This is a genomic window from Streptacidiphilus pinicola (genome assembly GCF_003258295.1).
GTDB lineage: Bacteria > Actinomycetota > Actinomycetes > Streptomycetales > Streptomycetaceae > Streptacidiphilus > Streptacidiphilus pinicola.
The window spans coordinates 22,685-49,104 of record NZ_QKYN01000029.1 but is presented as its reverse complement, the minus strand read 5'-3'; the positions used below and the strand labels follow the sequence as shown (position 1 = coordinate 49,104).

Below are 26,420 nucleotides of genomic sequence, written 5' to 3'. Positions count from 1 at the left end.
AAAGCAATGCACACCTGTGCATTGCTCAACGGCCCCGAGGATTTGATACCGTCGGAGCCGAGGGCAGTCGCCCGTGCCGTGCACGGAGCGCCACTGTCATCACAGAGCCCCTGCTCCGGCCGACTCCCCCCGACGGCCGGAGCAGGTTCAGAGGCCCTGCCGAACCTCCCCCCCGTTCGGCAGGGCCTCGCTTCGTTCTCAGGGACATCTCGGGGACAAGCAGGAGGGCCCCCGTCCGCACCGCGGACGGGGGCCCTCCTGCTTGTCCCCTACGCCCAGCGGCGCACCGGGTTGCCCAGCCAGCGGCTGCCCGCCGGCACCGACTCGCCGCGCATCACCAGCGAGGACGGGCCCACCACGGACCCCTCCCCCAGTGTCGAGCCCAGCAGCACGATGGAGTGCGGGCCGATGGTCGCGCCCGCCTCGATCTCGATCGTGTCCATCCGCATCAGCCGGTCGTGGAAGAGGTGAGTCTGCACCACCACACCGCGGTTGACGGTGGCTCCGTCGCCGATGCTGATCAGGTCGGTCTCGGGGAACCAGTGCGACTCGCACCACACTCCGCGGCCGATCCGGGTGCCGAGGCTGCGCAGCCACAGGGTGAAGAAGGGCGTGCCGACCAGCGTGCTGCCCAGCCACGGCATGGCCAGCTCCTCGACGAAGGTGTCGAAGAGTTCGTTGCGCCACACGAACGCGCTCCACAGCGGCTTCTGGCCCTCGCGGAAGCGGCCCATCAGCAACCACTTGGCCAGCGTGGTCATCAGACACGCCGTCACCCCGAGGGCGAGCAGCATCACACCGGCGAGGACGGCACACATCGTCAGCCCGTCCCAGTCGAAGAGCGCCTGCAGGCCGGTGGCGGCCAGGTCGCCGAGGAGCACCGTCAGCAGCACCGGGATGACCCGGCACAGCTCCACCAGCCCTCGTGCCCATACCAGTCGGCGCGGCGGGTCGTAGGTGCGGGCGGTGTCCTCGCCGCCCTCCACGACGCGCTGCACCCGCATGCCGGGGCGGCCCAGCCAGGAGCTGCCCGGCTCGGCGTCCGGCGGGGCGTCGGAGAGCACGCCCACGAGCGAGTCGTCCGGCAGCGCGCGCCCGGGGGCGACGATGCCGGAGTTGCCGACGAAGGAGCGCTTGCCCACCGAGGAGACCCCGAGCCGCAGCCAGCCACCGCCGAGGGCGAAGGAGCCGACCATGGTGTCGTCCGCGAGGAAGGCGTGGTCGTCGACCCGCATCATTCCGGGCAGGCCGATCGCCGTCGAGGCCTCGACCCGGCGGCCGATCCGGGCGCCCAGCAGCCGCAGCCAGACCGGGGTCATCAGGCTGGCGTAGAACGGGAACAGGGTGACCCGCGAGGAGGCCATCAGGTTGTGCACGGCCCAGACGCAGAACCCGACCCTGCCGTGGGCCGGGTGCAGCCCCGGCTTGATCGGGACCGACAGCAGCCGGACCGCGACCACCACGGCCAGCGCGTAGAGGGCCGTCGTGACCAGGGCCAGGGGCACCGAGGCGGTCAGGATCCGGTCGAAGATGCTGGAGTAGGAGGGGTCCTTCCCTATCAGCAGCCAGAGCACCGCGACGGCCGGCAGCGCCGAGAGCAGCGGCAGCAGCTGGAAGCCGGGCAGGGCCAGCGCGAAGGCCAGGCTCCAGGCGCGCGAACGACGGTGCGCGGGCGCGGGCCAGAGCTCGTTCTCCGGGACCGGGCGCTCGTCCGGCACGGCGGGGCTGCCGTGGACGCGGGCGCGCGCCGGGACGCGGCCCAGCACGCAACTGCCGGGCAGCACCTCGGCCTCGTAGCCGATCTCGGCGCCGGGCATCAGCATGGTGCGGGTACCGACGCGCGCGTTCTTGCCGATCCGGATGGTGCCCAGGTGCAGCACGTCGCCGTCGAGCCACCAGCCGGCCGTGTCGACCTCGGTCTCCACCGCGCAGCCGTCGCCGTAGACGGCCATGCCGGTGACCGGCGGCATGCTGTGCAGCTCGACGTCGCGGCCGACGCGGCAGCCGAGCAGCTTGGCGTAGCGACGCGCGAGCGGGGTGCCGATCACGGCGGCCACGTTGAACATGGCGACCAGCCGCTCGGCGGTCCACAGCCGCAGGTGGGCCGCGCCGCCGCGGCGGTACGTGCCCGGCTTCAGACCCGCTGTCAGCAGCCGGGACCCGATCGCGCCGATCAGGCAGCGGCCGAAGGCGCTGGAGAGCAGCAGCCAACCACCGACCACCAGCACCCAGGAGGTGTGCGGAGCCCAGGGCAGCGGCCCTATGAGGTTGTCCACCGCGGCCAGCGCCAGCACCCAGCGCAGCCCGGTCACGGCGTAGAGGACGGCGAGCACCAGCCCCTGGTAGAGGCCGACGTAGGCCGGCACCGGCCGGACCTCGCGGACCTCCACGGATTCGTCCGCGCCGCCGTCGAGGTGGTTCGCGAGCGTCTGCAGCACCGGCTGCTGGTAGAGGTCGGCGACGGAGGCGCCGGGGAAGCGCTGCCGCAGCAGCGAGACCAGCTTGGCCGCGGCGAGGCTGGTGCCGCCGAGCGCGAAGAAGTCGCTCTCGGCTCCGACCGGCACGCCGAGGACGGCCTGCCACTGCTCCCCCAGCCACGCGGCGGTGCCGTGCAGCGGCCCGCCGGAGGCCGCGGCCTCGGCGCCGACGCCGGGCAGCGGCCAGGGCAGCGCCTTGCGGTCGACCTTGCCCGAGGTACGGGTGGGCAGTTCGGACACGACGGCCAGCACCGGCACCAGCGCCTGCGGAAGCTTGTCCAGCAGGAGCGTGCGCAGCGCCGCGAGGTCGGGCTCGCCGGAGCCGTCGGGGACGAGGTAGCCGACCAGCACCTGGCCGCCGGCCGGGGTCTCCTTGACCGCCGCGGCGGCGGCCCGGATGCCGGGCAGCGCCTGCAGCGCGGCGTCGACCTCGCCGAGTTCGATGCGCCGGCCACCGAGCTTGACCTGCTCGTCGGCGCGGCCCATGAAGATCAGGCCCCGCGGGTCGGCGCGGACCAGGTCGCCGCTGCGGTAGACGCGTTCGGGGCGCCCGTGCCAGGGCTGCGCGCCGAACTTCTCGGTGTCCTTGGCCGGGTCGAGGTAGCGGGCGGTGCCGACGCCGCCGATCACCAGCTCGCCGACCTCGCCCCAGGGGACGGGCCGGTTGTCGGGGCCGACGACGGCCAGCTCCCAGCCGTCCAGCGGCGCGCCGATGCGGACCGGCTCGCCCGCGCGCATCAGCGAGGCGCAGGCGACGACGGTGGCCTCGGTGGGGCCGTAGGTGTTCCAGAACTCGCGGCCGGAGACGGCCAGGCGCTCCACCAGCTCGGGCGGGCAGGCCTCGCCGCCGACGATCAGCAGCCGCACCCGGTCCAGTGCCTGCTCGGGCCAGAGGGCGACCAGGGTCGGCACGGTGGAGACGACGGTGATGCCGCGTTCGACCAGCCACGGGCCGAGGTCGGTGCCGGCCTTGACCAGCGAGCGGGGCGCGGGCACCAGGCAGGCGCCGTGGCGCCAGGCCAGCCACATCTCCTCGCAGGAGGCGTCGAAGGCGACGGACAGGCCGGCCAGCACCCGGTCGCCAGGGCCGAGCGGGGCCTGCCGCAGGAACAGCCGGGCCTCGGCGTCGACGAAGGCGGCGGCGCTGCGGTGGGTGACGGCGACGCCCTTGGGGCGGCCGGTGGTGCCGGAGGTGAAGATGATCCACGCGTCGTCGGTGATCCGGGCCGCGCCCGGCTCGCCGCCGGTGGGGCTGGGGCCGGCCATGACGGACAGTCCCGCGCCGATGATGGCGCAGACGCCGGCGTCGGTCCAGATCATCTCGGCGCGCTCGTCGGGGTCGTCCACGTCGACGGGCACGTAGGCCGCGCCGGCGCGGAGCACGCCGAGGATCGCCAGGTAGAGCTCCGGGGTGCCGCTGGGCACGCGCACGCCGACGCGGTCGCCGGGCCCGATGCCGTAGCCCGCCAGCTCGGCCGCGAGGGTGCCGACGGCGTTCAGCAGCTGCCGGTAGGAGAGGACGGCGCTGCCGGTGTCGAGGGCCGGGGCGTCCGGGTGGCGCCAGGCCGTCTCGTCGAGGACGTCCAGCAGCGTCCGTGCCGGGGCCGGGTCGGCCGTCGGCCACACCGCTCCCGGCCAGGTCGTGGCCTGCTGCTGCCAGCTGGGTGCCATGACGGTGCCCATGCCGGAGGCGGTGGGGTGAGGCGGCGCGATGTTGTTCTGTTGATCCACGTAGTTTCTCGTCCGGCGTCTGGGTGGGTCGTGCTGCGCGGCGCCGCCCGACTTCTGGGGCGCCTGCGACTGTAGACGAATCAGCATCCCCTGCGGTTGTCGTCACCAGGGTGAGTAACTGGTAAAAGGGCCCTGTCCGTCAGTCGAACGGGATGGCGAGCAGCACCTGTGTCCCGCCCTTCGGCGCCGGGCGCATATCGAACTTTCCGCCCAACTCACCCGCCGCCAGCGTACGGACGATCTGCAGGCCGAGGTTGCCGGCCGTCTGCGGGTCGAATCCCTCGGGCAGGCCTGAGCCGTCGTCAGTGACGGTGATGTGCAGCACACCCTCCTCGCGCCGGGCCGAGACCTCCACCACACCGCCGGTCTTGGGGCCGTACGCGTGCTCGAGCGCGTTCTGCAGGACCTCGGTGAGGATCATCGACAGGGGGGTGGCCACCTCGGCGGACAGGATGCCGAAGCTGCCGTCACGGCGGGCGGTGACCCGGCCCTCCTGGGAGAGCTCCATCACCATGGCCAGCACCCGGTCGGCGATCTCGTCGAAGGCGACCGTCTCGTCCAGGGCCATGGAGAGCGTCTCGTGCACGATGGCGATCGAGCCGACCCGGCGGACCGCCTCGTCCAGTGCGGCGCGGGCGGGCGCGGAGTCCATCCGGCGGGACTGCAGCCGCAGCAGCGCGGCGACGGTCTGCAGGTTGTTCTTGACCCGGTGGTGGATCTCCCGGATGGTCGCGTCCTTGGTCATCAGCTCGCGCTCGCGGCGGCGCAGCTCGGTGACGTCGCGCAGCAGCACCAGTGAGCCGACGGTCTCGCCCTTGGGCTTGAGCGGGATGGTGCGCAGCTGGACGACGGCCTCGGGATGCTCGATCTCGGTCTGCCGCGGCGCCCAGCCGCTGGCGAGCTTGACCAGGGCCTCGTCGACGGGGCCGCGGGTGGGCGGGATCAGGTCGGCGGTGGTCCGGCCGAGGTTCAGCCCGACCAGGTCGGCGGAGAGGCCGAGGCGATGGTAGGCGGAGAGCGCGTTGGGGCTGGCGTAGGTGACGACGCCGTCGGCGTCGAGCCGGATCAGTCCGTCGCCGGCGCGCGGCGAGGCGTCCATGTCGCTCTGCTCGCCGGGGAACGGGAAGGTGCCGTTGGCGATCATCTGGGCCAGGTCGGAGGCGCTCTGCAGATAGGTGAGCTCCAGCCGGCTCGGCGTGCGCACGGTCAGCAGGTTGGTGTTGCGGGCGATCACCCCGAGGATGCGCCCCTCGCGCCGCACCGGGATCGACTCCACCCGAACGGGTACGTCCTCGCGCCACTCCGGATCACCCTCGCGGACGATCCGGCCCTCGTCGAGCGCCATGTCCAGCAGCGGCCTGCGGCCGCGCGGCACCAGGTGGCCGACCATGTCGTCCTGGTAGGAGGTGGGTCCGGTGTTGGGCCGCATCTGGGCCAGGGAGACGTAGCGGGTGCCGTCCCGGGTCGGAACCCAGAGCACGAGGTCGGCGAAGGAGAGGTCCGAGAGCAGCTGCCATTCGGAGATCAGCAGGTGGATCCACTCCACGTCGGCGGGCTCCAGCGCGGTGTGGTGGCGCACCAGCTCGTTCAGGGAAGGCATGAGGCGAGGGTAGCCGTCCGGCGGCGGGCGGGCCGACCGGCGCCCCACGGCCGGAACCGGCCGTGGCCCCCTGGCGAATACCTCCGCCATTGGTCTGGACAACGCTGAATGGTCTAGTCCACAATCGAATCAGCACCAAGGAGCGACCGCCTCGCGCATCTGCCCTGACCGCGCGGCCGCCGCTCCCCCACCGTCGGTCGATCCGTCGCCGCGTCCCGGGCCCGCACACCCGCCACGCCGCGCACGGTCTCCTCCTCCGACGAGGCCGAAGGCCGCGGTGCCGGCGCGGGTTGAGGGTCCCGCCCCCGGCATTCGCGGCCTTTCGCCGTCTCCGTCCACTCCTTGGAACTCAGTTCCAGCCCAGTCGCCGGGTCAGCTCCGCGTCCGCCGCCTGCGCCGCCACGACCGGGTCCTTGCCCTTCAGATACGGCGTGAGGAAGAGGGTGATCACCGGGTTCGGCGTCGTCTCGACATTGCCCCAGCCGGGCAGCAGCGGCGTGTAGCCGGCATAGGGGACGGACTTGGCCGCCGCCTGCGCGTACGCGTTGCCGGCCAGCGCGGGATACAGGCTCGCCCGGTTCGGCAGGAAGCCGGAGGAGCGGGCCATCAGGGCCTCGTTCGCGTCGTCGAGCGCGACCTTCAGGAAGCCCACCGCCAGTTCCTTGTTCGCGGTGTTCTGCGAGATCGTCAGGTCCGAGCCGCCGAGGAAGGTCTTGGCCGGCTGCCCGGCCTTGGCCCCGGGGATCGGGAACCAGCCGATCTGGTTGTTCAGACCCGGGTTGGCCGCGGTCACCTGCGCACCCTCGTACCCCATGGCGATCATGCAGCCGACGTCGCCCTTGGCGAAGACCGTCGCCTGACCGGCCTCGGTGCCGTCCGTCGGGGCGTGGCCGTAGGCCTGCAGCTTCTTGAAGACCGCCGCGGCCCGCAGCCCGGCGGGGCTCTCCAGGTCGCCCGCCCAGGCGCCGTCGACCCGCTGGACGATCGGCGCGCCCTGGTCCTGCAGGAAGCCGTCGAAGGCGTACCAGTTCTGACCCGGCAGCCACAGCGCGGAGGAGACCCCGGCCGTGTTCTGCAGCCGGGCCAGGTCGTCCTCCCACTCCTGCAGGGTCTGCGGGGCGGCGCCGAGGCCGGCCTTCTTCCAGAGCAGCTTGTTGTACATCACCACGCGGTTGCCCGCGTACCACGGCGCCGCGTACTGCTTGCCCTGGAAGACCGCCGAGGCGTTCATGGACTTCGTCCAGCCGCTCGCGCCGAGTTCGGCCAGGTACGGGGTGAGCTGCAGCAGGCCGCCGTTGGCCGCGTAGAACGGGGTCTGCGTGTTGCCGATGTCGATGACGTCGGGCGGGTTCAGCTGGGCCAACGCGTCGGTGACCTTCTGCTCGATCCCGTTCCAGTCCTGGACCTCGAAGTCGACCTTGGCGCCCGGGTAGGCGCGGCCGAACTCGCTGCGCACGGCGGTCATCCAGGCCTGCTGGTCGTCGCCCTTCATCAGCCAGACCACCAGCGTCCGGCCGCCCCAACTGGTCGGCGAGGCACTCCCCTGCCCCGACCCCCCGTGAACCAGCCCGCAGGCGCTCAGTCCGAGCGCGGCGACGGCCGAACAGACCCCGACAGCGACAGCTCTTCGTCTCATGCTCGCACCACTCTCCCCAATGGTCTCGACCAATTGCGGGAGTGTCACGGGGGCCGGAAGCAGCCGTCAAGAGTCGCGGCGCGTTCTCCCAGGAGCCGTTATGAGACCGTCATGCGGCAGCCAATTCGCCCGCATGAAGCCGGGTTCGGGGGATTTTCCCCAGGGGAATGGTCCAGTCCTGACATGACCCCGTGGAGCCGGACCCACCCCATGTCAAGCATTGATAACGGCTTGGACTGCTCCACCGAGAGGCCTTGACGGTCCTCATTGGTCCATGCCAATCTCCGATCACTGGTCTACACCAATCAGGTGGCTGCGTCGGAGCGTTGGGCGCTGGCGCCTCCCATTGAGCACCCCCACTTCCGGCACGGTCAAGCATCGGAACGCCTCCGAGAACAGCCGGTGCCACCCACGCTTCTCCCTCAGGAGGAAGTTTTGAAGCGCAAGATCGCTGCAGCCGCCGCGCTGGCGACCGTACTGTCCGTGGCTGCCTGCTCCTCTTCGTCGACCTCCGGCTCGTCCTCCCAGGGCACGCTCTCCACGGACGGCAAGGGCAAGACCATCACCGTCTGGATCATGCAGGACGCCCAGAAGGGCTGGCCCGGTGTGGTCAACGCGGCGGTCAAGCAGTTCCAGGACGAGACCGGCGCCAAGGTCAACATCGAGTGGCAGAACTGGCCGAACTACAGCACCAAGCTGGACACGGCCCTGCTCTCCGGCAACGCCCCCGACGCGCTGGAGCTGGGCAACACCCAGACCGCCAAGTACATCGCGGCCGGCTCCTTCGTCGACCTGACCTCGGTCAAGGACAAGTTCGACAACTCCTCGTCCTGGCTCGACTCCCTCGCCGCCTCCGGCGAGAACGGCGACGGCACCAAGACCTACGCGATCCCCTACTACGCGGGCTCCCGCGTGCTGATCTACCGCAAGGACCTCTTCGCCGCCGCCGGTGTCACCACCCCGCCGACCACCCTGGACGAGCTGAAGGCCGACCTGGACAAGGTCAAGGCGAAGAACGCCTCCAACCCGAACTTCTCGGCGCTCTACCTGCCGGGCATGGACTGGTACACCGCGCTCTCCTTCGGAGCCGGCGACTACGGCACCTCCGGCATCATCGCCAAGAGCTCCGGCGGCAAGTGGAGCGGCACGCTGACCGACCCGAACTTCATCAAGGGCGTCCAGACCTGGGCCGACCTGCAGAAGAACTACTCGGTCGGCGGGCAGACGGTCAACGAGAACAACCAGGACGCCCTGATGGCCAAGGGCAACATCGCGGCCATCGTCGGCAACGGCTGGGAGGCCGGCACCGTCGGCGGCCCGGCGGCCACCGGCGGCAACCCGGCGCTGGCCAACGTCCTCGGCGAGGTCCCGGTCCCGGGCACCGCGGCCGGCACCCCGACCCCGGCCTTCCTCGGCGGCTCCGACCTGGCGGTCCCGAGCCACGCCGCCAACCCGGGCCTCGGCGCCGAGTTCCTGCGCATCTTCACCAACACCGCGCAGCAGACCGCGCTCGCCAAGTTCGCCATCCCGAACAACAAGACCCTGGTCCCCGCCTACGAGGCGGCCGCCCCGGCCAACAAGGCCACCGGTGACGCCGCCCTCGGCAAGACCTGGTTCATCCCGAACAGCCCGTACTGGAGCCAGGCCTCCGACGAGGTCGCGCTGCAGAACGCGCTGAGCGCCATCGCCACCGGCAAGGACGCCACGGCCTCGCTCACCACGGCGCAGACCACCATCCTGGCCGACCTGAACGCGGGCTGACCGACCCTGTCGACCGACGAGCGGGCAGCCGGCGGAGCCGTCCCCGGCTGCCCGCTCTCGTCGGTACCAGATCCGCCAGGACGAGAGACCACCTGCGGCCGGAACGCAGGCGCCGGGGAAGGACCCTGATGAGTGTGATGGAAAGCGACCCGATGCCGGTCGCGGCAAACGGTCGGCCGAAGGCCCCGAAGGCGGCGCGCAAGGGCGTGCGTGTGCGCGGGAGCTTCGTCCCCTACGTGTTGATCGCCCCCGCCGTGGTGATCCTGCTGACCGTGCTGGCCTACCCGCTGGTGGACCTGTTCGTCCTGGCCTTCCAGAACGTCAACGACTACCTCCACCTGTCGGCGCCCGACCTGGTGAAGTTCATCGGCTTCGACGGGTTCAGCAAGGTCCTCGGCAGCGGCGACTTCTGGCAGTCGGTGCAGCGGACCGTGCTGTTCACCCTCGAGGTCGTGGCGGCCTCCATCCTGATCTCCCTGCTGGTGGCCCTGCTGCTGCAGCGGATCTCCAAGTGGGCCAAGGTCACCGTGGTGACGGCGCTCATGTTCGTCTGGGCCGTCCCGCAGATCGTCACCGGCACGCTGTTCAAGTGGCTCTTCGCCAACACCGGCGGCGTCGTCGACTACTGGTTCTACCTGGCGACCGGCGACCAGGGCTGGCGCACCCACGACTGGTTCGCCGACCCGAACCAGGGCCTCTACATCGTGGTGGCGATCGCCGTGGTCTGGGGCGCGCTGCCGTTCCTGGTCATCGGCATCAACGCCGCGCTGACCCAGGTGCCCAAGGAGCTCGTCGAGGCGTCCAAGCTGGACGGCGCCAACGGCTGGGAGAGCTTCCGGCACGTGGTGCTGCCCGTCATCAAGCCCTTCCTGGTGCTCGGCACCGCCCTCAGCTTCATCTGGGACTTCCAGGTCTTCGGCCAGATCTGGGCGCTGCGCGACAACGCCCCCGAGCCGGGCTACCGCGTCCTCGGCGTCTACCTCTACCAGGAGGGCCTGGGCAGCTCCCACTACAGCACCAGCGCAGTGGTCTCGATCCTGATGATCCTGCTCATGCTGGCGGTCCTCGTCTTCTACATCCGCCAGGTCATCAAGATGGGAGACCAGGACTGATGGCAACCGACACCGCCCCCACCGTGCTCCGGCGCAGCCGCGAGGACGACGCCGTCGGCCGCAAGCGCTGGGCCACCCCGCTGTGGAACACCGTCGCGCTGCTCTTCGCGCTCGTCATGTTCTTCCCGATCTACTGGATGGTCCTGACGACCGTCAAGACCGGCAAGGACCTGCTCAGCGTCGACCCGACCTTCTGGCCGACGGGCATCTCCACCGCCAGCTTCCAGACCGTCTTCGACGACCCCAACTTCCTGACCGACATGCGCAACGTCGCCGTCATCACCGTCGGCGCGGTGATCCTGGGTCTGGCGGTGGGTTTCCTCGGCGCCGTCTCGGTGGCCCGGTTCCGCTTCACCGGCCGGAACTTCTTCATCGCGTCCATGCTCGTGGTGCAGATGGTGCCGCTGATCTCGCTGGTCATCCCGATGTTCTTCATCCTGAAGAACATCGGCCTCTACGACCAGGCCTTCGGCGTCATCCTCGCCTACCTGGTCTTCACCATCCCCTACGTGGTGTGGACGCTGCGCTCCTTCATCGTCAACATCCCGAAGGAGCTCGACGAGGCGGCCCTGGTCGACGGCTGCACCCGCTGGGGCGCCTTCATGCGGATCATCCTGCCGCTGACGGTCCCCGGCCTGATCACCACCGGCGTCTTCTGCTGGATCCAGGCGTGGAACGAGTTCGTCATCGCCAACATCCTGCTCTCCAGCAACAACCAGCAGACCGCGATGGTGTGGCTGACCGGCTTCTCCTCGTCGCCGACCCACGGCGCGGACTACGGCTCCCAGATGGCCGGCGCGCTGATGGTCTCGCTGCCCGTGATCGTCCTGTTCGTCATCTTCCAGCGTCGCGTCACCTCCGGCCTCACGGCCGGCGCGGTCAAGGGCTGACCGCCCGGGTGCGGCGCGGGCCCCCCAGCGCGCGCCGCCTCCCCGACTGCCCCTGGACGCCTCGATACCCCGTGAGGGAAGGAACCATGACCAACCCCGGCCCGGACACCGTCCAACTGCTCGCGGACGCCGGTGCGGTGCTCCAGCCAGGCTTCTCCGGTCTGACGGCTCCCGAGTGGGTGCGCCGGCACCTGGACTCGGGCGAGTTGGGCGGCGTGGCGCTCTTCGGGCGCAACATCGCCGACCCGGCCCAGGTCGCCGCGCTCACCTCCTCGCTGTACGCGCTCAACCCCGACGTGCTGATCGCGACGGACGAGGAGGGCGGCGACGTCACCCGGCTGGAGGCCGTCAGCGGCTCCTCCTACCCCGGCAACCTGGCGCTCGGCGCGGTGGACGACGTCGCGCTCACCGAGGAGGTCGCCCGGTCCATCGGCTTCGACCTCGCCGCCGCCGGCATCAACCTCAACTACGCGCCGGACGCCGACGTCAACACCAACCCGGACAACCCCGTCATCGGGGTCCGCTCCTTCGGCGGCGACGGCGAGCTGGCCGCCCGGCACACCGCCGCCTACGTCCGCGGCGTGCAGTCGGCGGGCGTGGCGGCCTGCGCCAAGCACTTCCCCGGCCACGGCGACACCGCGGCCGACTCGCACCTGGGCCTGCCCCGGATCGACCTGGCCGCCGAGGGCTTCAGCGAGCACCTGGTCCCGTTCAAGGCCGCGGTCGCCGCGGACGTGAAGGGGATCATGACGGCCCACATCCTCTTCCCCGCCTACGACCCCGACCTGCCGGCCACCATGTCCCGGGCGATCCTGCACGACCTGCTCCGCAACGAGCTGGGCTACCAGGGCCTGATCGTCACCGACGGCATCGAGATGGGCGCCATCTCCGGCACCCACGGCATCGCCGAGGGCACGGTCAAGGCCATCGCGGTGGGCGCCGACACGATCTGCGTCGGCGGCGGGCTGGAGGACGAGGCCACCTTCCGCTACCTGCGCGACGCGTTGCTGTGGGCGGTCCGCGAGGGGCGGCTGCCGGAGGATCGGCTGCACGAGGCCGCGGAGCGCAACCGCGCCGTCGCCCGCTGGTCGGCGAAGCTGCGCCGGGAGAACACCGCGACCGCGGTGCCCGGCATCGGGCTGGCCGCGGCCCGGCGCGCGCTGCGGGTGCACGGGGCGCTCACCCCGCTGCACGGGGTGCCGCACGTCGTCGAGTTCTCCCCGGCCGCCAACTTCGCCGTCGGCTCGGAGACACCGTGGGGCGTCGCCGGACCGCTCAGCGAGTTCCTGCCCGGCACCACCACGGCCCGGGTCGGCGCCCCGGTCGCGCGGCTGGAGACGGCCGGACTGATCCACACCGCGGTCGACGCGGGCGACGGGCAGGTCGACACCAAGCCGCTGCTGGGCGCCGCGGTCGGGCGTCCGCTGGTGATCGTGGTGCGCGACCTGCACCGGCACCCGTGGATGCAGCGGGCGACGCTGGAACTGACCGCCTCCCGCCCGGACGCCGTGGTCGTGGAGATCGGCACCGCCTACGGCGTGGACTCGGTCCTGGCCGACCGCGGCGTCACCACGCTGACCACCTACGGCGGCGCCCGGGTCTGCGGCGTCGCCGCGGCGGAGGCGCTGGCCGGCCCGGGCGCCCAGGTCGCCCGGATCGCCTGAACCGTGGACGACCCAACCGCCACTGGCCTCGCATGGCATGCCGGGTTGCGTCGACGTGCCACCATTGGTCCCGCAGCAGCGTGCCGGAGACGGCCCTGGCTCTCGGGCGAGGACCCCACCGAAAGGAACGAGAACCCACGATGACGACGGATGGGGGCTTGGGCGTGGAAACGCCCCAGACGCAGGAGAACGGCGGCACGGCCCGCGTCCCTAAGTACTACCGCCTCAAGCGCCACCTGCTGCAGATCACCCAGACGCAGGCGCCCGGCACTCCCGTGCCGCCGGAGCGCACGCTCGCGCTCGAGTTCGAGACCTCGCGCACCACGGTGCGGCAGGCGCTGCAGGAGCTCGTGGTCGAGGGACGGCTGGAGCGGATCCAGGGCAAGGGCACGTTCGTCGCCAAGCCCAAGGTGTCCCAGGCGCTGCAGCTCACCTCCTACACCGAGGACATGCGCGCGCAGGGCCTGGAGCCCACCTCCCGGCTGCTGGAGGTCGGCTACATCACCGCCGACGACCGGCTCGCCGAGCTGCTGGACATCCGCCCCGGCGGCCGGGTGCTGCGGGTCGAGCGACTGCGCCTGGCCAACGGCGACCCGATGGCCATCGAGACGGCGCACCTGAGCGCCAAGCGCTTCCCGGCGCTGCGCCGCAACCTGGTCAAGTACAACTCGCTGTACACGGCGCTCTCCGAGGTCTACGGCGTGCACGTGGCCGAGGCCGAGGAGACCATCGAGACCTCGCTGGCCACCCCGCGCGAGGCCGGCGTGCTCGGCACCGACGTCGGCCTGCCGATGCTGCTGCTGTCGCGTCACTCCTTCGACGCCGGCGGCGAACCGGTGGAGTGGGTGCGCTCGGTCTACCGCGGCGACCGCTACAAGTTCACCGCCCGCCTGCGCCGTCCCGAGGCCTGATACATCTGCACGACCCCGTGACGTGAGCGCGGCAAGGGTCTAGATTCCCCTGTGACCTGTTGATCAACAAACCGTCAACGACTCATGGGGGAGCCGCGGTTCATGTCGCAATCGTCACCAGTCAAACTGCCGTTGGTCACACCCGTCAGAGTGGTCTGCGCGGTGCTGCTCGTCGCACCCTTCGTGGCACTGCTCTGGGTCAACTCCTACGCCACACTGACCCCGGCGTTCATCGGGATCCCCTTCTTCTACTGGTACCAGTTGCTGTGGGTGGTGCTGTCCGCGCTCATGACGGGCCTCGCCTACGTGCTGTTCACCCGTGAGGAGAGGCAGCGCAAGGCACAGCGCGTCGCTCGTGGGGGTGAGCAGGCATGAAGACCGACTGGACCGCGCTCACCGTCTTCATCCTCTTCTTCGCCCTGGTCACCGTGCTCGGCTTCATGGCCGCGCGCTGGCGCCGCGGCGGCGACGCCGAGCACCTCGACGAGTGGGGCCTCGGCGGCCGCTCGTTCGGCACCGTCATCAGCTGGTTCCTGCTCGGCGGCGACCTCTACACCGCGTACACCTTCATCGCCGTCCCGGCGCTGATCTACGGCGTGGGCGCGCAGGGCTTCTACGCCGTGCCGTACACGATCATCGCCTGGCCGCTGGTCTTCCTCTTCCTGCCCCGGCTCTGGTCGGTCGCCCGCAGCAAGGGCTACGTCACCCTCGCCGACTTCGCCCGCGGCCGCTACGGCAGCAAGAGTGTGGCGGTGGCCGTCGCGCTCACCGGCATCCTCGCCACCATGCCCTACATCGCGCTGCAACTCGTGGGCATCCAGGCGGTGCTGGACACCCTGCACGTGGGCGGCAGCAGCAGCTTCGGCAAGGACCTGCCGCTGCTGATCGCGTTCGCCGTGCTCGCGGCCTACACCTACAGCTCCGGCCTGCGCGCGCCGGCGCTGATCGCCTTCGTCAAGGACACCCTGGTCTACGTCGTCGTCATCGTCGCGATCATCTACATCCCGATCCGGCTCGGCGGCTACGGCCACATCTTCCACGACGCGGCCGCCGCGATGGCCAAGACCAACCCGGCCACGGGCAAGCCGCGCGGCGCGATGATCCCGGGCGCGCAGGCGCAGTGGGCCTACGCCACCCTGGCGCTGGGCTCCGCGATGGCGCTGTTCATGTACCCGCACTCGGCCACCGGCGTGATGGCGGCGAAGAACCGGCTCACGGTCCGCCGCAACCTGGCGATCATGCCCGCCTACTCGCTGATGCTGGGCCTGCTCTCGCTGCTGGGCTTCATGGCCGTCTCGGCGGGCGTCGGCAAGGGCGTCAAGGGCTACAACTCGCAGCTGGCCGTCCCGCAGCTGTTCGAGCAGATGTTCCCGAGCTGGTTCGCCGGCGTCGCCTTCGCCGCGATCGGCATCGGCGCCCTCGTCCCCGCCGCGATCATGTCGATCGCCGCGGCCAACCTGTTCACCCGCAACATCTACAAGGACCTGATCAAGCCGGACGCCACCCCGGCGCAGGAGACCAAGGTGGCCAAGCTGGTCTCCCTCGTGGTCAAGCTCGGTGCGCTGGGCTTCGTGCTCGGCATCGACAAGCAGTTCTCGATCAACCTGCAGCTGCTCGGCGGCATCTGGATCCTGCAGACCTTCCCGGCGATCGTGACCGGCCTGTTCGTGCGCTGGTTCCACCGCTGGGCGCTGCTGGTGGGCTGGGCGGCCGGCATGGCCTACGGCACCTACGAGGCCTACGGTGTCGCCGCGCCCGGCAAGCCCGGCTCGCACTTCGGCGGCAGCTCGGCCAACATCCCGGCGATCGGCCAGATCGGTTACATCGGCGTCACCGCGCTGGTGCTCAACATCGTCGTGGCGGTGGTGCTCACGTTGGTGCTGAAGGCGCTCAAGGCGCCCGAGGGCGTCGACGAGACGACCGCCGCCGACTACACCGCCGACGCCGACGAAACGCCGGTCAGCGGCGACCCGGAGCACGGATCGGACGTGATCGCCCCCGTCACCACCTGATGCGCCCTTAGAACGGGCCGCACGCTCCCGCACACTGGAGCGGCGGCCCGTTTCGCACTCCCGCGGCGGGCCAGTCGATCCCCAGGGGGCGACGTGGCACTGACCGACCAGAACCCGAAGGCGCTGCGCACAGTGCCCAGGCGGCTCTTTCCCGCGCTGCCCGGCCCGCTGTCGCTGACCGCCGTCCGGCACGGCCAGAGCACCGCCAACGCGGCCTTCCACGCGGCGGAGGCGGTGGGCGCGCTCGACGTCGGCATCACCTGCCGTGACGCGGACCTCTCGCTCACCCCGCTCGGCCGCGAGGAGGCCGGCGCGCTCGGCCGCTGGATCGCGTCCCGCAGCGCCGAGGGCCTGCCGCACAGCCTCTGGGTCTCCCCCTACCTGCGCACCCAGGAGACCGCGGAGCTGATCGTCGAGGAACTGGACCGCGCGGGCCTGCCGCTGCCCGAGCTGTGCACGGACGAGCGGCTGCGCGACCGCGAACTCGGGCTGCTGGAGATGCTCACCTCCGCGGCGATCGAGCTGCGCCACCCCGAGGAGGCCGCCCGCAGGCGGCTCCTCGGCGAGCTTCGCTGGCGTCCCCCGGGCGGCGAGTCCTACGCCGACGTGGCCCAGCGCCTGCGCAGCGCGCTGCGCGACCTCTACGAGACGGAGCCCGACCGCCGCGTGCTGCTGGTCGCGCACGACGCGGTGGTGATGCTGCTGCGGCACGTCATCGACGACCTCCAGGAGGGCGAACTCGTCGACCTCGCCCGTGCCGGCGCCGTCGCCAACACCTCCGTCACCCGCTGGGTCCGCGACGTGAAGGGGGCGCTGACCCTGGACTGCTGGAACATCCGCCCGCACCTGGCACCCGAATCGGAGCTCTCGGCCCCGTGACCGGACGGGCGGCCGCCCGGGGAGTCAGTGCGGGGCCACGAGATCGGTCCGCGGATCGACGGGCAGCAGCAGCGGCGCCCGCGGCTTCTGGGTGAAGTCGAAGTCGGAGCTCAGGTCGCCCAGCTGGGAGGCGTTCTCGCGGACGTCGGGGCGCGGGTCGGGGCGGCCGTCGGTGGCCGGGTCGAGGCGCTCACCGTGCAGGAAGTCGTCCTCGATGAACTTGTCGAAGGCGTCGAAGGAGAGGGTCTGGTGGTCGATGTACCCCTGCTTCGCGTAGGGGCTGATCACCAGGCCCGGCACCCGCAGCCCGTAGCCGTTGGCGTCCACCGACCGCGGGGTGAGGTGGTCGTAGAAGCCGCCCCAGTCGTCCCAGGTCAGGAAGATGGCGGTGGAGTCCCAGTCGGGACCCTTCATGATCGTGTCGATCAGGTTGGTGGTGTAGGACTGGCCCGCGCTGACCAGGCCCGGCGGGTGCTCGCTGACCTGGCCCGCCGGGGAGATCCAGGAGACCGCGGGCAGCGTGCCGGACCTGGCCGCGCTGTAGAAGGCGTCCAGGGACTGGATGTTCCCCTCCTGGTGGTCCGCCTTGACGGTGTCGAAGTACGGCAGCGGGTTCCAGATGCCCGGGGTCTTCGCGTTCTGCCGGACCGGGGAGCAGGTCAGCGCGGTGGCGTCCTCGCAGTCGGGCTCGGAGCCCGTCATCACGTAGTAGCCCCAGGGGACCTGGTCCTTGTGCAGCAGGTAGGTGAGGTCGGTCCAGGCGTAGATCGGCGGCCCGGCCGGCTGCACGGCCTTCTTCCGCCCGGACCTGAAGTCTGGCGGAAGACCCGGATTCTGCAGCGCGTTGGTGCAGCTGGACGGGTTGTCGTGCTGCGTGCAGTACGCGGACCACTCGGAGACCAGGAAGAGGTGCGCCGGCAGCGACCAGGACGCGTTCGGCTCGAACATGTGGTCCTGCAGCACGTAGTTCTTGGCGTAGGCCCAGTAGTTGGGGAGGTCCGAGCCGTCGTGGTAGCCCATGACGTCGGTCGTCGCCGTGCCGGTGCTGCAGGCCGGGTTGTTCGGGTCGGTGCAGCCCTTCCGGCCGCCCTCGGCCTGTGCGACGAAGCCGCTCATCGCCCCGCCGTTCACGTCGGCGGTCGCGTTCGTCGCGCCGTGCGGGCCGCCGGTGTTCCGGTCGTTGCTGTCGTGGAACGGCTTGACGCACCCGCCGTGCGCCGGGTCGGGCACGCAGACCCCGGCCGGGATCCCGTCCGCGCCGGGATAGGTGCCGAAGTAGGAGTCGAAGGAGCGGTTCTCCTGCATGATCACGACGACGTGCTTGATCGCGTGGATGCCCGCCGCCGCCGGGGCGGCGGACGCGGTGGGAGCGCCGGGGCTGCCGCCGCTGGTACAGGCGGCGGTGAGCGCCGCCGCCGCTGTGAACACGCCGAACTTCCGGATGCCTCGCATGCCGTGCCTCCGCGCTCGCCCGTCGGGACGTCTCGCACGGTAGGCAGCGGCTTTGTGGAAACTATGTGGCCCGCGCCGCGCCCCGGCCGCCGACCACCCGGAAGTACGCCGGATTGGTCACCCCGACCGGCCAGGTCACCGTGGTGCCCTTGCTCTGCAGCGGCGCGTAGGCCACCGCGAGCGAGAGCCACTCACCGCGCGGCGCGCCGGCGGCCAGCCGCATCCGGACCGTGAGCATGACGGTCCGGCCCGGAGCCAGCCGCAGGCCGTTCGTCGGCCCGACCGTGCCGGCCAGCTCGCCGAGCGCCGCGTTCAGCGTGACGGACCGCCAGTGCCCGCCGATCCGCGTCTGCAGCCGCACAGCGTCCGGGCGCAGCGTGCGGTTGCGCGCGCCGTAGACGAGGACGGGCCGCAGCTGCCCGCAGACCGCGCGGGTGCCGTTGTGCAGGCTGAGCCGCAGCGTCGACCAACGCCCGCCCGCCGCGTACGCGGAGCGGACCCCGCGCAGGGTCACCGCCACCGGGTTGGACCTGGTCGCGCCCGGACAGGCCTTCGGCGGCTGCGCGGCGGGGGCGGCCGCCTGTCTTGCCGCCGTGCGCGTCCGATGGGCCGGGCTCGCCGCGGACGCGGCGGTCGGCAGCGCGATCGATCCGGCCACTGCGATCGCCGCGCATATCGCCGCGGCCGCCGGCCCGGTGCTCCTGATGTGTCGCCAGTTCATCACTCAACGACCATGGCACGTGACGCTCGGTCGCGCCTTCCGGCGACCCCCGCACGGACCCCGGACGGGGATCGTGCAGACTTCAAGGATGAGCATCGTCGTCCGCCCCGCCCTTCCCTCCGAGTACGACGCCGCAGGTCACCTCGTGGCCGAGGCCTTCATCGCGGACGGCCACATCGGCCGCGAGGCCGACTACGCCAAGCTGCTGCGCGACCCGGCGGACCGGGCCGAGAAGGCGGAGCTGCTTGTCGCCGTCGACGAGGAGACGGGGGCGGTGCTCGGCTCGGTCACCTTCGCCGCGCCCGGTTCCCCCTACGCCGACATCGCCGAGGGGCACGAGGGCGAGTTCCGGATGCTCGCCGTCGCGCCCGACCCGGCGGCGCGCGGACGCGGCATCGGGGAGCTGATGGTCCGTGCGGTCATCGCCCGCGCCGCCGAGCTCGGGCTCACCCGGATCGTCATGTCCACCCAGCCGGGCATGACCCACGCTCACCGGATCTACGAGCGCCTGGGCTTCGTCCGCACCCCCGATCGCGACTGGTCGCCCGTCCCCGGCATCGACCTCGTCACCTACGCGCTGGAGCTCCGGAGCGCCGTCGGCTGACGCCCCGTCGGCTGCGCGCGTGATCGAACGGTCACTCGAACGAGTCGATCCGCGACACAACATCTGGTGCTGCACGACGCACTCGCCACTAGATGTATGCTCATGCTCGCTGTCGACGCAGGGGAAGCCGGTGTGAATCCGGAACTGCCCCGCAACGGTGAGCGGCTGCCACGGCCAAGACCACAGGTGGCCTGCCGCAAGTCCGAGGACCTGCCGTCAGCGCGCCCCGGCCTGCCCGGCCGTGGCGCCGCAACGCCGGGCCTCGTGGGTGGGCCGACGGGTTGGCCTCGTGCTGCCCTGTTCCCGCCTGCCTTCTCACGCGATCCGGCTGAGCGACCCTCAGCCACCGGCCGCCAACGAGGAGCGTGCGCGTACATGACGGACACCGCCGTCCCCACCCTGCCCCAGCCTGTTCGGGAATCCGACCGGGGATCCGACGCCGGCAGGGACGCCCCCGGCACCGCGCTGCTGGTCACCCTGACCGAGCGCTCCGCCGACCTGCCCGCCGTCGACCCGGGCCGCGTGGCCGCCGCCGCGCTGCGCGGACGCAGCGCCAAGGCCGACTACGCGGAGCTGCGGGGCCTGGCCATGGAGTCCGCCGCCGCGCTCATCGCCGAGGACCCGCAGTACTCGCGCCTCGCGGCCCGCCTGCTGGCCGAGGAGATCCGCGAGGAGGCCGCCGGCCAGGGCGCGACCTGCTTCGCCGCCTCCGTGGCGGTCGGCCACCGCGAGGGCCTGATCGGCGACACCACCGCCGCCTTCGTCGCCGCCCACGCCGACACCCTCGACGCCGTCGTCGACCCGCACGGCGACGACCGCTTCGAGTACTTCGGCCTGCGGACGGTGTACTCCCGCTACCTCCTGCGCCACCCGATCACCCGTCAGGTCATCGAGACCCCGCAGCAGTTCATGCTGCGCGTGGCGTGTGGGCTCGAGGTTGGCGGGGACGCGAAGTCCGTGGCCGAGGTCGCCGAGCTGTACCGGCTGATGAGCCGGCTGGAGTACCTGCCCAGCTCGCCGACGCTGTTCAACTCCGGCACCCGGCACCCGCAGATGTCCTCCTGCTACCTGCTGGACTCGCCGCTCGACGAACTGGACTCGATCTACAGCCGCTACGCGCAGATCGCCCGCCTGTCCAAGCACGCCGGCGGCATCGGCCTGTCCTACTCCCGGGTCCGCTCCCGCGGTTCGCTGATCCGCGGCACCAACGGCCAGTCCAACGGCATCGTCCCGTTCCTGCGCACGCTGGACGCGTCGGTGGCGGCGGTCAACCAGGGCGGCCGGCGCAAGGGCGCGGCCTGCGTCTACCTGGAGACCTGGCACGCGGACATCGAGGAGTTCCTCGAACTGCGCGACAACACCGGCGAGGAGGCGCGCCGCACGCACAACCTGAACCTGGCGCACTGGATCCCGGACGAGTTCATGCGCCGCGTCGACGCCGACACCGAGTGGTCGCTCTTCTCCCCCGGCGACGTCCCCGAGCTGGTCGACCTGTGGGGCGCCGAGTTCGACGCCGCGTACGTCAAGGCGGAGCAGGCCGGCAAGGCCGTCCGCACCATCCCGGCCCGTACCCTCTACGCCCGGATGATGCGCACCCTCGCGCAGACCGGCAACGGCTGGATGACCTTCAAGGACGCCTCCAACCGCGCCGCCAACCAGACCGCGCTGCCCGGCCGCACGGTCCACTCCTCCAACCTGTGCACCGAGATCCTCGAGGTCACCGACGACTCCGAGACGGCCGTCTGCAACCTCGGCTCGGTCAACCTCGGCGCGTTCGTGGACGGACACGGCGAGATCGACTGGGAGCGCCTCGACGCGACCGTCCGCACCGCGGTGACCTTCCTCGACCGGGTCATCGACATCAACTTCTACCCGACCCCCGAGGCCGGGACGTCCAACTCCCGCTGGCGCCCGGTGGGCCTGGGCATGATGGGCCTGCAGGACGTCTTCTTCAAGCTCCGCCTGGAGTTCGACTCCGCCGAGGCGAAGGCGGTGTCCACGAAGATCTCCGAGCGGATCATGCTGGCCGCCTACGAGACCAGCTGCGAGCTGGCCGAGCGCCTCGGCCGCCACGAGGCCTACGCGGAGACCCGCGCCGCCCGCGGCCAGCTCCACATCGACCACTTCGCCGTGACGACCGAGTGGCCCGAGCGCTGGGAGGCGCTGCGCGCCCGCGTCGCGGAGACCGGCCTGCGCAACGCGCTGCTGCTCGCCGTCGCCCCGACCGCGACCATCGCGTCCATCGCCGGCGTCTACGAGTGCATCGAGCCGCAGGTCTCCAACCTCTTCAAGCGCGAGACGCTCTCGGGCGAGTTCCTCCAGGTCAACCCGTACCTGGTGGCGGACCTGAAGAAGCTCGGCCTGTGGAACGCGATCACCCGGGAGGAGCTGCGCGAGGGCAACGGCTCCGCCCAGGAGATCACCGACCTGCCGGAGGAGTACAAGCGCCTCTACCGCACCGCCTGGGAGCTCCCGCAGCGCGCGCTGATCGACCTGGCCGCGGCCCGCATGCCGTACCTGGACCAGAGCCAGTCGCTGAACCTCTTCATGGCCGCGCCCACCATCGGCAAGCTCAGCTCGATGTACGCGTACGCCTGGAAGGTCGGCCTGAAGACCACCTACTACCTGCGCTCGCGCCCGGCGACCCGGATCGCCCGCGCGGCCACCACCGCCACCGCCCAGGTCGTGACGGAGGCGGACGCCGTCGCCTGCTCCCTGGAGAACCCCGAGTCCTGCGAGGCCTGCCAGTAATGACCGCCACCGACAGCACCGCCAAGAAGAAGAACATCCTGGACCCGGGCTTCGAGCTGACGCTCCGTCCGATGCGCTACCCGGACTTCTACGAGCACTACCGCAACGCCATCAAGAACACCTGGACCGTGGAGGAGGTCGACCTCCACTCCGACGTCGCGGACCTGGCCAAGCTCAGCGAGGGCGAGCGCCACATGATCGGCCGCCTGGTCGCGTTCTTCGCGACCGGCGACTCGATCGTCTCCAACAACCTGGTGCTGACCCTCTACAAGCACATCAACTCCCCGGAGGCGCGCCTGTACCTGTCGCGCCAGCTCTTCGAGGAGGCCGTGCACGTCCAGTTCTACCTGACGCTGCTGGACACCTACCTGCCCGACCCGGAGGACCGCGCGGCCGCGTTCGACGCGGTGGAGAGCATCCCCTCCATCCGCGAGAAGGCCCAGTTCTGCTTCCGCTGGATGGACAGCGTCGAGAAGATCGACGCGCTGGAGTCCAAGGAGGACCGCCGGCGCTTCCTGCTCAACCTGATCTGCTTCGCTGCGTGCATCGAGGGCCTGTTCTTCTACGGCGCCTTCGCCTACGTGTACTGGTTCCGCTCGCGCGGCCTGCTGCACGGCCTGGCGACCGGCACCAACTGGGTCTTCCGCGACGAGTCCATGCACATGGACTTCGCCTTCCGCGTCGTCGACACCGTCCGCGCCGAGGAGCCCGACCTGTTCGACGAGGAGCTGGGCAAGCGGGTGACCGCCATGCTGGAGGAGGCCGTCGAGGCCGAGCTCCAGTTCGCCCGCGACCTGTGCGGCGAGGGCCTGCCCGGCATGAACACCGAGTCGATGCGGCAGTACCTGGAGTGCGTCGCCGACCAGCGCCTGGCCCGCCTCGGGCTGCCGATCCGCTACGGCTCGGAGAACCCGTTCGCCTTCATGGAGCTGCAGAACGTCCAGGAGCTGACGAACTTCTTCGAGCGCCGGGTCTCGGCCTACCAGATCGCCGTCGAGGGCTCCGTCTCCTTCGACGACGACTTCTAAGAACGCAGAAGAGGCGCGTTCACCCGTGCGGGTGGACGCGCCTCTTCGGTTGACTCACTCGTTCGGCACGACCTGGTACCGCGGCGACTTCTCCTCCATCTGACGCAGCGCGTCCTTGCGGTCACGCTTGGAGAGGCGGTCGATGTACAGGTAGCCGTTCAGGTGGTCCGTCTCGTGCTGCAGGCAGCGGGCGAAGAAGCCGGTGCCCTCGACCACGACGTCCTTGCCGTCCTTGTCCTGGCCGCGCACGACGGCGACGTCCGGCCGCGGCAGCTCGGCGTAGGCGCCCGGCACGGACAGGCAGCCCTCGTTTCCGTCGTCCAGGTTCCGCTGGGACGGCTCCAGGTCGTCCAGCACCGGGTTCACCACGACACCGATGTGGCGCACGTTGTCGTCGTCCGGGCAGTCGTAGACGAAGACCCGCTGCCCGACCCCGATCTGGTTCGCGGCCAGCCCCACGCCCTCGGCGGCGTACATGCTGACGAACATGTCGTCGATCAGCGCGTGCAGCTCGGGGCCGAACTCGGTCACCTGGGCACACGGGTGGTGCAGGACCGGGTTCCCGACCACCGTGATCGGCCGCACCGTACCGCGCGAGGTGTCCGGCTCCTCACCGATCACCTGCTGCGGCGCTTCCAACTGCTCTTCCGACATGCTCTCGCCTTCAACGAATCCCGAGCTGGTCGCTCAGTCCTGCGTCAAAGGGTACGTGGCACGTCAGCAGACTTCCTCAAGGTCCCGATAGGCCCGGCGCCCGGGTGACAGGGCGACCCAGCGGTCCAGCAGCTGCTGGACCAGCCCGGCCGGCGCGGCCAGGCCGCACTCGCGCTCGGGGACCCACAGCTCCCCCTGCGCGTGGTGACTGAGCCGCCCCAGCGGGCCGTCGTCGTGGGGGTCGTGCGCACCGCTGTGGCCGTCGTCGGCCGTCATCCGGCTCTCCGAGCAGGCGCGGCACAGCAGCCGCACCGAGGACGTCCAGTCCTCCGCCGCGTAGCCGGCCTCGGAGACCAGGCGCTCCAGCTCGTCCCGGTCCGCCTCCGTGGCCGCCTGCAGCAGCACCACGTGCGTCGGAACGGGCGACGGCGCCCACAGCTCGATCTCGTCGAAGACGGGAAAGGGCACCCCGTCCGCGACCCGTTCACCGTGCGGGGAGCCGTCGTGCAGGACCACCTCGCCCCAGCGCCGCCCGGAGGACGGCAGCGGGATGCTCAGCACCTCGACCCGCGCCGGGTCCAGTCTTCGGCCCCACACGACCTCGGACTCGCCCTCCGGCGAGAGCCGCACCGGCGTGGTGCCCAGATCCAGGGCGACCGGGCCGTCCCCGGCCGGGACGCGCAGGCCGTAGGCCTGCCAGGCGCGGCGCGCCAGCGCCCAGTCCTGCAGGGCCGTCGCGGCGATGCCGAGGTTCCACCAGTCGGGTGCGCCGACACCGCTGCCGCGGTCCAACAGCGCGACCGCGCGCAGCCCCGCCGCGCGCGCCTGGTCCCAGTCCCGGCGGAACTTGTGCAGCAACGCCAGGTTGAACCACGAGTCGGAGAGCCAGGGCTCCAGGTCCGTCGCACGGACCAGCAGTGCGCCGGCGTCGTCCAACCGACCGTCCCCGATGAGGGTGAAGGCGCGGTCGGTGGTCTGCCGCCAGCTGGCGGACGGCCTCTGCCGTGCTCGATTGAAGATCTTCACCTCAGCCTGCCGCTTGTCGGTCCCAGCACCCGGCGTACCCGCTACGCCAGGGGCGTGCACACGTTGCGTTGCCACATCCACAGGTCGACGCATGGACCCGCAAGGCCCTGCCTCTGCATCCAACCACGTGCACCCCCCTGCCCGCTGCCTACCCGGAGATCCGTTGACAGACACGGGCCAGCGCCTCCACCACAACAGGCTCGTAGTCACGCTCGGTTCCCGCCCGCAACTGTGTCAGCACCTCCTCGCGCCGGGCTGGGCCCGGGTCGTCGCAGGCAAGGTCGTCGTAGGCGTTGACCACCCGGACGATCCGCGCCGCGACCGGCAGGTCCAGGACGACCCGCCCGTCCGCACGGCGGTACGGCTCCGCCGCGCGCACCACGATCTCGGCCACCTGCGGCGGCACCCCCGTCCTGCGGATCACCTCGCTGCCGAGCCGACCGATCCGGCGCTGCTCGGCGTCCTCCAGCAGCGCGGTCGCCCCGCCCGGGATCGGATCGACCAGCGAGAGCTGGCCGATGTCGTGCATCAGCGCCGCGTACTCCAGCAGCAGCAACTCCTGGTCGGGCAGCCCCAGTTCGCGGCCGACCCGACAGGCCAGCTCGGCGACCCGGCGGGCGTGGCCCGGCAGCGTGTACCCCGCCACCTCGGTCGCCCGCGCCAGGCTCGCGATCGTCTGCCGCTGCGTCGCCCGGATCGCCGCGTAGCGGCGGAACCCGGCAAAGGTCAGCAGCAGCGGCACCGAGAAGAGCGGCAGCGCCCACAGCCCGATCTCCCCCGCCGCGATGGCGATCACCACCCCGGTGGCCGCGACCGCCGAACCGATCCGCAGCAGCGCCGTCGCCTCGTCCCGCAGCGCGCGCCGCAGTGGCGCGTCCGAGAGCAGCGCCGCCAGCGACACGTCCACGACGGCCGACAGCAGCGCGCACACCGCCACGTACGCGGCGGAGCCGGGCCCGTGCTCCAGGCCGCAGCGCAGCAGCGCGCCGCTGTTGTAGAGCGGCTGGAACAGCAGCGCCGCGAAGCCCACGCTCAGGGTCCGCCGCGACACCGACCCCCAGTTCGCCCGTCGGCGCCGGACCAGGCAGGGAACGGCGCCGATCAGTGCTCCCAGGGTGCAGACCAGCACCACCTGCGCCACGCCGTGGTGTGTCCGCGCCCCGGCGAGACTGCCGAGCAGCGCGTACGCCAGCGCCCCGGCCGCCCCGAGCGGCGCCTGCTCCCGCTCCCCGGGCAACGGCGTCCGCGCCAGCTCCCCGACGGCGACGAACAACCCGAACGCGAACGCGATCCACGGCTCGACGAACCCGAACACACTCACCCACGCGAGTGAACCCACCACCAGCAACGTGGCCCCGACGTGCACCACGCCACCCCGCCACCGCCCGCCCGGGGCTTCCCGGGGCTGACCCGCCAAGGTGGTGGTGGACCCGGCGCCGGGCCTCGGCCCCGGCAGGTGCCGCTCGCGAGGGCGCGGCGCGGGCTCACGCCGGCCGGAGGGCCCAGCCGTC

19 protein-coding genes and 1 riboswitch are annotated in these 26,420 nt (G+C 71.4%); of the genes, 11 read left to right on the top strand and 8 right to left on the bottom strand.

The window, feature by feature from the left end:
• Nucleotides 1-269: 269 nt before the first annotated feature.
• The 3 genes from DN069_RS07400 to DN069_RS07390 form a co-directional block, all read right to left on the bottom strand.
• Entirely contained in the window at nucleotides 270-4,160 is a 3,891-nt protein-coding gene (locus tag DN069_RS07400; protein ID WP_111500078.1) for a Pls/PosA family non-ribosomal peptide synthetase, read from the bottom strand.
• A 187-nt stretch (nucleotides 4,161-4,347) separates the two neighbouring features.
• Entirely contained in the window at nucleotides 4,348-5,808 is a 1,461-nt protein-coding gene (locus DN069_RS07395; protein WP_111500043.1) for a sensor histidine kinase, read from the bottom strand.
• 349 nt (nucleotides 5,809-6,157) lie between these two features.
• Entirely contained in the window at nucleotides 6,158-7,444 is a 1,287-nt protein-coding gene (locus DN069_RS07390; protein ID WP_111500042.1) for an extracellular solute-binding protein, read from the bottom strand.
• A 435-nt stretch (nucleotides 7,445-7,879) separates the two neighbouring features.
• On the opposite strand from DN069_RS07390, the gene DN069_RS07385 reads away from it, so the two are divergent.
• The 8 genes from DN069_RS07385 (at nucleotide 7,880) to DN069_RS07350 (ending at nucleotide 16,673) form a co-directional block, all read left to right on the top strand.
• Complete coding sequence (locus DN069_RS07385) at nucleotides 7,880-9,205, top strand: extracellular solute-binding protein (RefSeq protein WP_111500041.1); 1,326 nt, start codon at nucleotides 7,880-7,882, stop codon at nucleotides 9,203-9,205.
• Between the two features lie 128 nt (nucleotides 9,206-9,333).
• The gene (locus DN069_RS07380; protein ID WP_207892076.1) at nucleotides 9,334-10,317 is read left to right on the top strand and encodes a carbohydrate ABC transporter permease; all 984 of its coding nucleotides are present in this window, start codon (nucleotides 9,334-9,336) and stop codon (nucleotides 10,315-10,317) included.
• Entirely contained in the window at nucleotides 10,317-11,207 is an 891-nt protein-coding gene (locus tag DN069_RS07375; RefSeq protein WP_111500040.1) for a carbohydrate ABC transporter permease, read from the top strand. The genes DN069_RS07380 and DN069_RS07375 overlap by 1 nt, the downstream gene beginning before the upstream one ends.
• An 86-nt stretch (nucleotides 11,208-11,293) precedes the next feature.
• On the top strand, nucleotides 11,294-12,871 hold the full coding sequence (locus DN069_RS07370) for a glycoside hydrolase family 3 protein (RefSeq protein WP_111500039.1): 1,578 nt from the start codon (nucleotides 11,294-11,296) through the stop codon (nucleotides 12,869-12,871).
• 140 nt (nucleotides 12,872-13,011) lie between these two features.
• Nucleotides 13,012-13,782, top strand: a complete 771-nt coding sequence (locus DN069_RS07365) for a GntR family transcriptional regulator (RefSeq protein WP_111500038.1) — start codon at nucleotides 13,012-13,014, stop codon at nucleotides 13,780-13,782.
• A gap of 102 nt (nucleotides 13,783-13,884) precedes the next feature.
• Nucleotides 13,885-14,157 (top strand): DUF3311 domain-containing protein, encoded by a 273-nt coding sequence (locus tag DN069_RS07360; protein WP_111500076.1) that lies wholly within the window; start codon nucleotides 13,885-13,887, stop codon nucleotides 14,155-14,157.
• On the top strand, nucleotides 14,154-15,794 hold the full coding sequence (mctP, locus tag DN069_RS07355) for a monocarboxylate uptake permease MctP (protein WP_111500037.1): 1,641 nt from the start codon (nucleotides 14,154-14,156) through the stop codon (nucleotides 15,792-15,794). The genes DN069_RS07360 and mctP overlap by 4 nt, the downstream gene beginning before the upstream one ends.
• A gap of 93 nt (nucleotides 15,795-15,887) precedes the next feature.
• Nucleotides 15,888-16,673: a histidine phosphatase family protein gene (locus DN069_RS07350; protein WP_111500036.1), complete on the top strand. Its 786-nt coding sequence runs from the start codon at nucleotides 15,888-15,890 to the stop codon at nucleotides 16,671-16,673.
• 24 nt (nucleotides 16,674-16,697) lie between these two features.
• Here DN069_RS07350 and DN069_RS07345 read toward each other — a convergent pair whose 3' ends face one another.
• Together DN069_RS07345 and DN069_RS07340 are read right to left on the bottom strand one after the other, a co-directional pair.
• Complete coding sequence (locus DN069_RS07345; RefSeq protein WP_111500035.1) at nucleotides 16,698-18,125, bottom strand: alkaline phosphatase family protein; 1,428 nt, start codon at nucleotides 18,123-18,125, stop codon at nucleotides 16,698-16,700.
• A 61-nt stretch (nucleotides 18,126-18,186) separates the two neighbouring features.
• A complete protein-coding gene (locus DN069_RS07340; protein WP_133259841.1) occupies nucleotides 18,187-18,783 on the bottom strand; it encodes a hypothetical protein in 597 nt (198 codons plus the stop codon).
• Between the two features lie 151 nt (nucleotides 18,784-18,934).
• On the opposite strand from DN069_RS07340, the gene DN069_RS07335 reads away from it, so the two are divergent.
• From DN069_RS07335 to DN069_RS07325, 3 genes are all read left to right on the top strand, one after another.
• On the top strand, nucleotides 18,935-19,450 hold the full coding sequence (locus DN069_RS07335; RefSeq protein ID WP_111500075.1) for a GNAT family N-acetyltransferase: 516 nt from the start codon (nucleotides 18,935-18,937) through the stop codon (nucleotides 19,448-19,450).
• Nucleotides 19,451-19,546: 96 nt separating this feature from the next.
• Nucleotides 19,547-19,682: riboswitch (cobalamin riboswitch) on the top strand.
• Nucleotides 19,683-19,825: 143 nt separating this feature from the next.
• Nucleotides 19,826-22,201 (top strand): ribonucleoside-diphosphate reductase subunit alpha, encoded by a 2,376-nt coding sequence (locus DN069_RS07330; RefSeq protein WP_111500033.1) that lies wholly within the window; start codon nucleotides 19,826-19,828, stop codon nucleotides 22,199-22,201.
• Nucleotides 22,201-23,229 (top strand): ribonucleotide-diphosphate reductase subunit beta, encoded by a 1,029-nt coding sequence (locus tag DN069_RS07325; RefSeq protein WP_111500032.1) that lies wholly within the window; start codon nucleotides 22,201-22,203, stop codon nucleotides 23,227-23,229. The genes DN069_RS07330 and DN069_RS07325 overlap by 1 nt, the downstream gene beginning before the upstream one ends.
• Nucleotides 23,230-23,283: 54 nt before the next feature.
• On the opposite strand, the gene def is transcribed toward DN069_RS07325, so the two are convergent.
• The 3 genes from def to DN069_RS07310 all read right to left on the bottom strand — a co-directional run bounded on the left by def (nucleotide 23,284) and on the right by DN069_RS07310 (nucleotide 26,230).
• Nucleotides 23,284-23,883, bottom strand: coding sequence for a peptide deformylase (gene def / locus DN069_RS07320; protein WP_111500031.1), 600 nt, complete (start codon nucleotides 23,881-23,883; stop codon nucleotides 23,284-23,286).
• A 63-nt stretch (nucleotides 23,884-23,946) separates the two neighbouring features.
• Nucleotides 23,947-24,909, bottom strand: coding sequence for a tetratricopeptide repeat protein (locus DN069_RS07315; RefSeq protein WP_111500030.1), 963 nt, complete (start codon nucleotides 24,907-24,909; stop codon nucleotides 23,947-23,949).
• A 148-nt stretch (nucleotides 24,910-25,057) separates the two neighbouring features.
• Nucleotides 25,058-26,230, bottom strand: a complete 1,173-nt coding sequence (locus DN069_RS07310) for an HD-GYP domain-containing protein (protein WP_341538451.1) — start codon at nucleotides 26,228-26,230, stop codon at nucleotides 25,058-25,060.
• Between the last annotated feature and the right edge of the window lie 190 nt (nucleotides 26,231-26,420).

Bases quoted from the DNA above. Each gene is read 5' to 3' on its own strand.
- DN069_RS07400 (WP_111500078.1), bottom strand. From the start codon at position 4,160: ATGGGCACCGTCATGGCACCCAGCTGGCAGCAGCAGGCCACGACCTGG.
- DN069_RS07395 (WP_111500043.1), bottom strand. From the start codon at position 5,808: ATGCCTTCCCTGAACGAGCTGGTGCGCCACCACACCGCGCTGGAGCCC.
- DN069_RS07390 (WP_111500042.1), bottom strand. From the start codon at position 7,444: ATGAGACGAAGAGCTGTCGCTGTCGGGGTCTGTTCGGCCGTCGCCGCG.
- DN069_RS07380 (WP_207892076.1), top strand. From the start codon at position 9,334: ATGAGTGTGATGGAAAGCGACCCGATGCCGGTCGCGGCAAACGGTCGG.
- DN069_RS07375 (WP_111500040.1), top strand. From the start codon at position 10,317: ATGGCAACCGACACCGCCCCCACCGTGCTCCGGCGCAGCCGCGAGGAC.
- DN069_RS07370 (WP_111500039.1), top strand. From the start codon at position 11,294: ATGACCAACCCCGGCCCGGACACCGTCCAACTGCTCGCGGACGCCGGT.
- DN069_RS07365 (WP_111500038.1), top strand. From the start codon at position 13,012: ATGACGACGGATGGGGGCTTGGGCGTGGAAACGCCCCAGACGCAGGAG.
- DN069_RS07360 (WP_111500076.1), top strand. From the start codon at position 13,885: ATGTCGCAATCGTCACCAGTCAAACTGCCGTTGGTCACACCCGTCAGA.
- mctP (WP_111500037.1), top strand. From the start codon at position 14,154: ATGAAGACCGACTGGACCGCGCTCACCGTCTTCATCCTCTTCTTCGCC.
- DN069_RS07345 (WP_111500035.1), bottom strand. From the start codon at position 18,125: ATGCGAGGCATCCGGAAGTTCGGCGTGTTCACAGCGGCGGCGGCGCTC.
- DN069_RS07335 (WP_111500075.1), top strand. From the start codon at position 18,935: ATGAGCATCGTCGTCCGCCCCGCCCTTCCCTCCGAGTACGACGCCGCA.
- DN069_RS07330 (WP_111500033.1), top strand. From the start codon at position 19,826: ATGACGGACACCGCCGTCCCCACCCTGCCCCAGCCTGTTCGGGAATCC.
- DN069_RS07325 (WP_111500032.1), top strand. From the start codon at position 22,201: ATGACCGCCACCGACAGCACCGCCAAGAAGAAGAACATCCTGGACCCG.
- def (WP_111500031.1), bottom strand. From the start codon at position 23,883: ATGTCGGAAGAGCAGTTGGAAGCGCCGCAGCAGGTGATCGGTGAGGAG.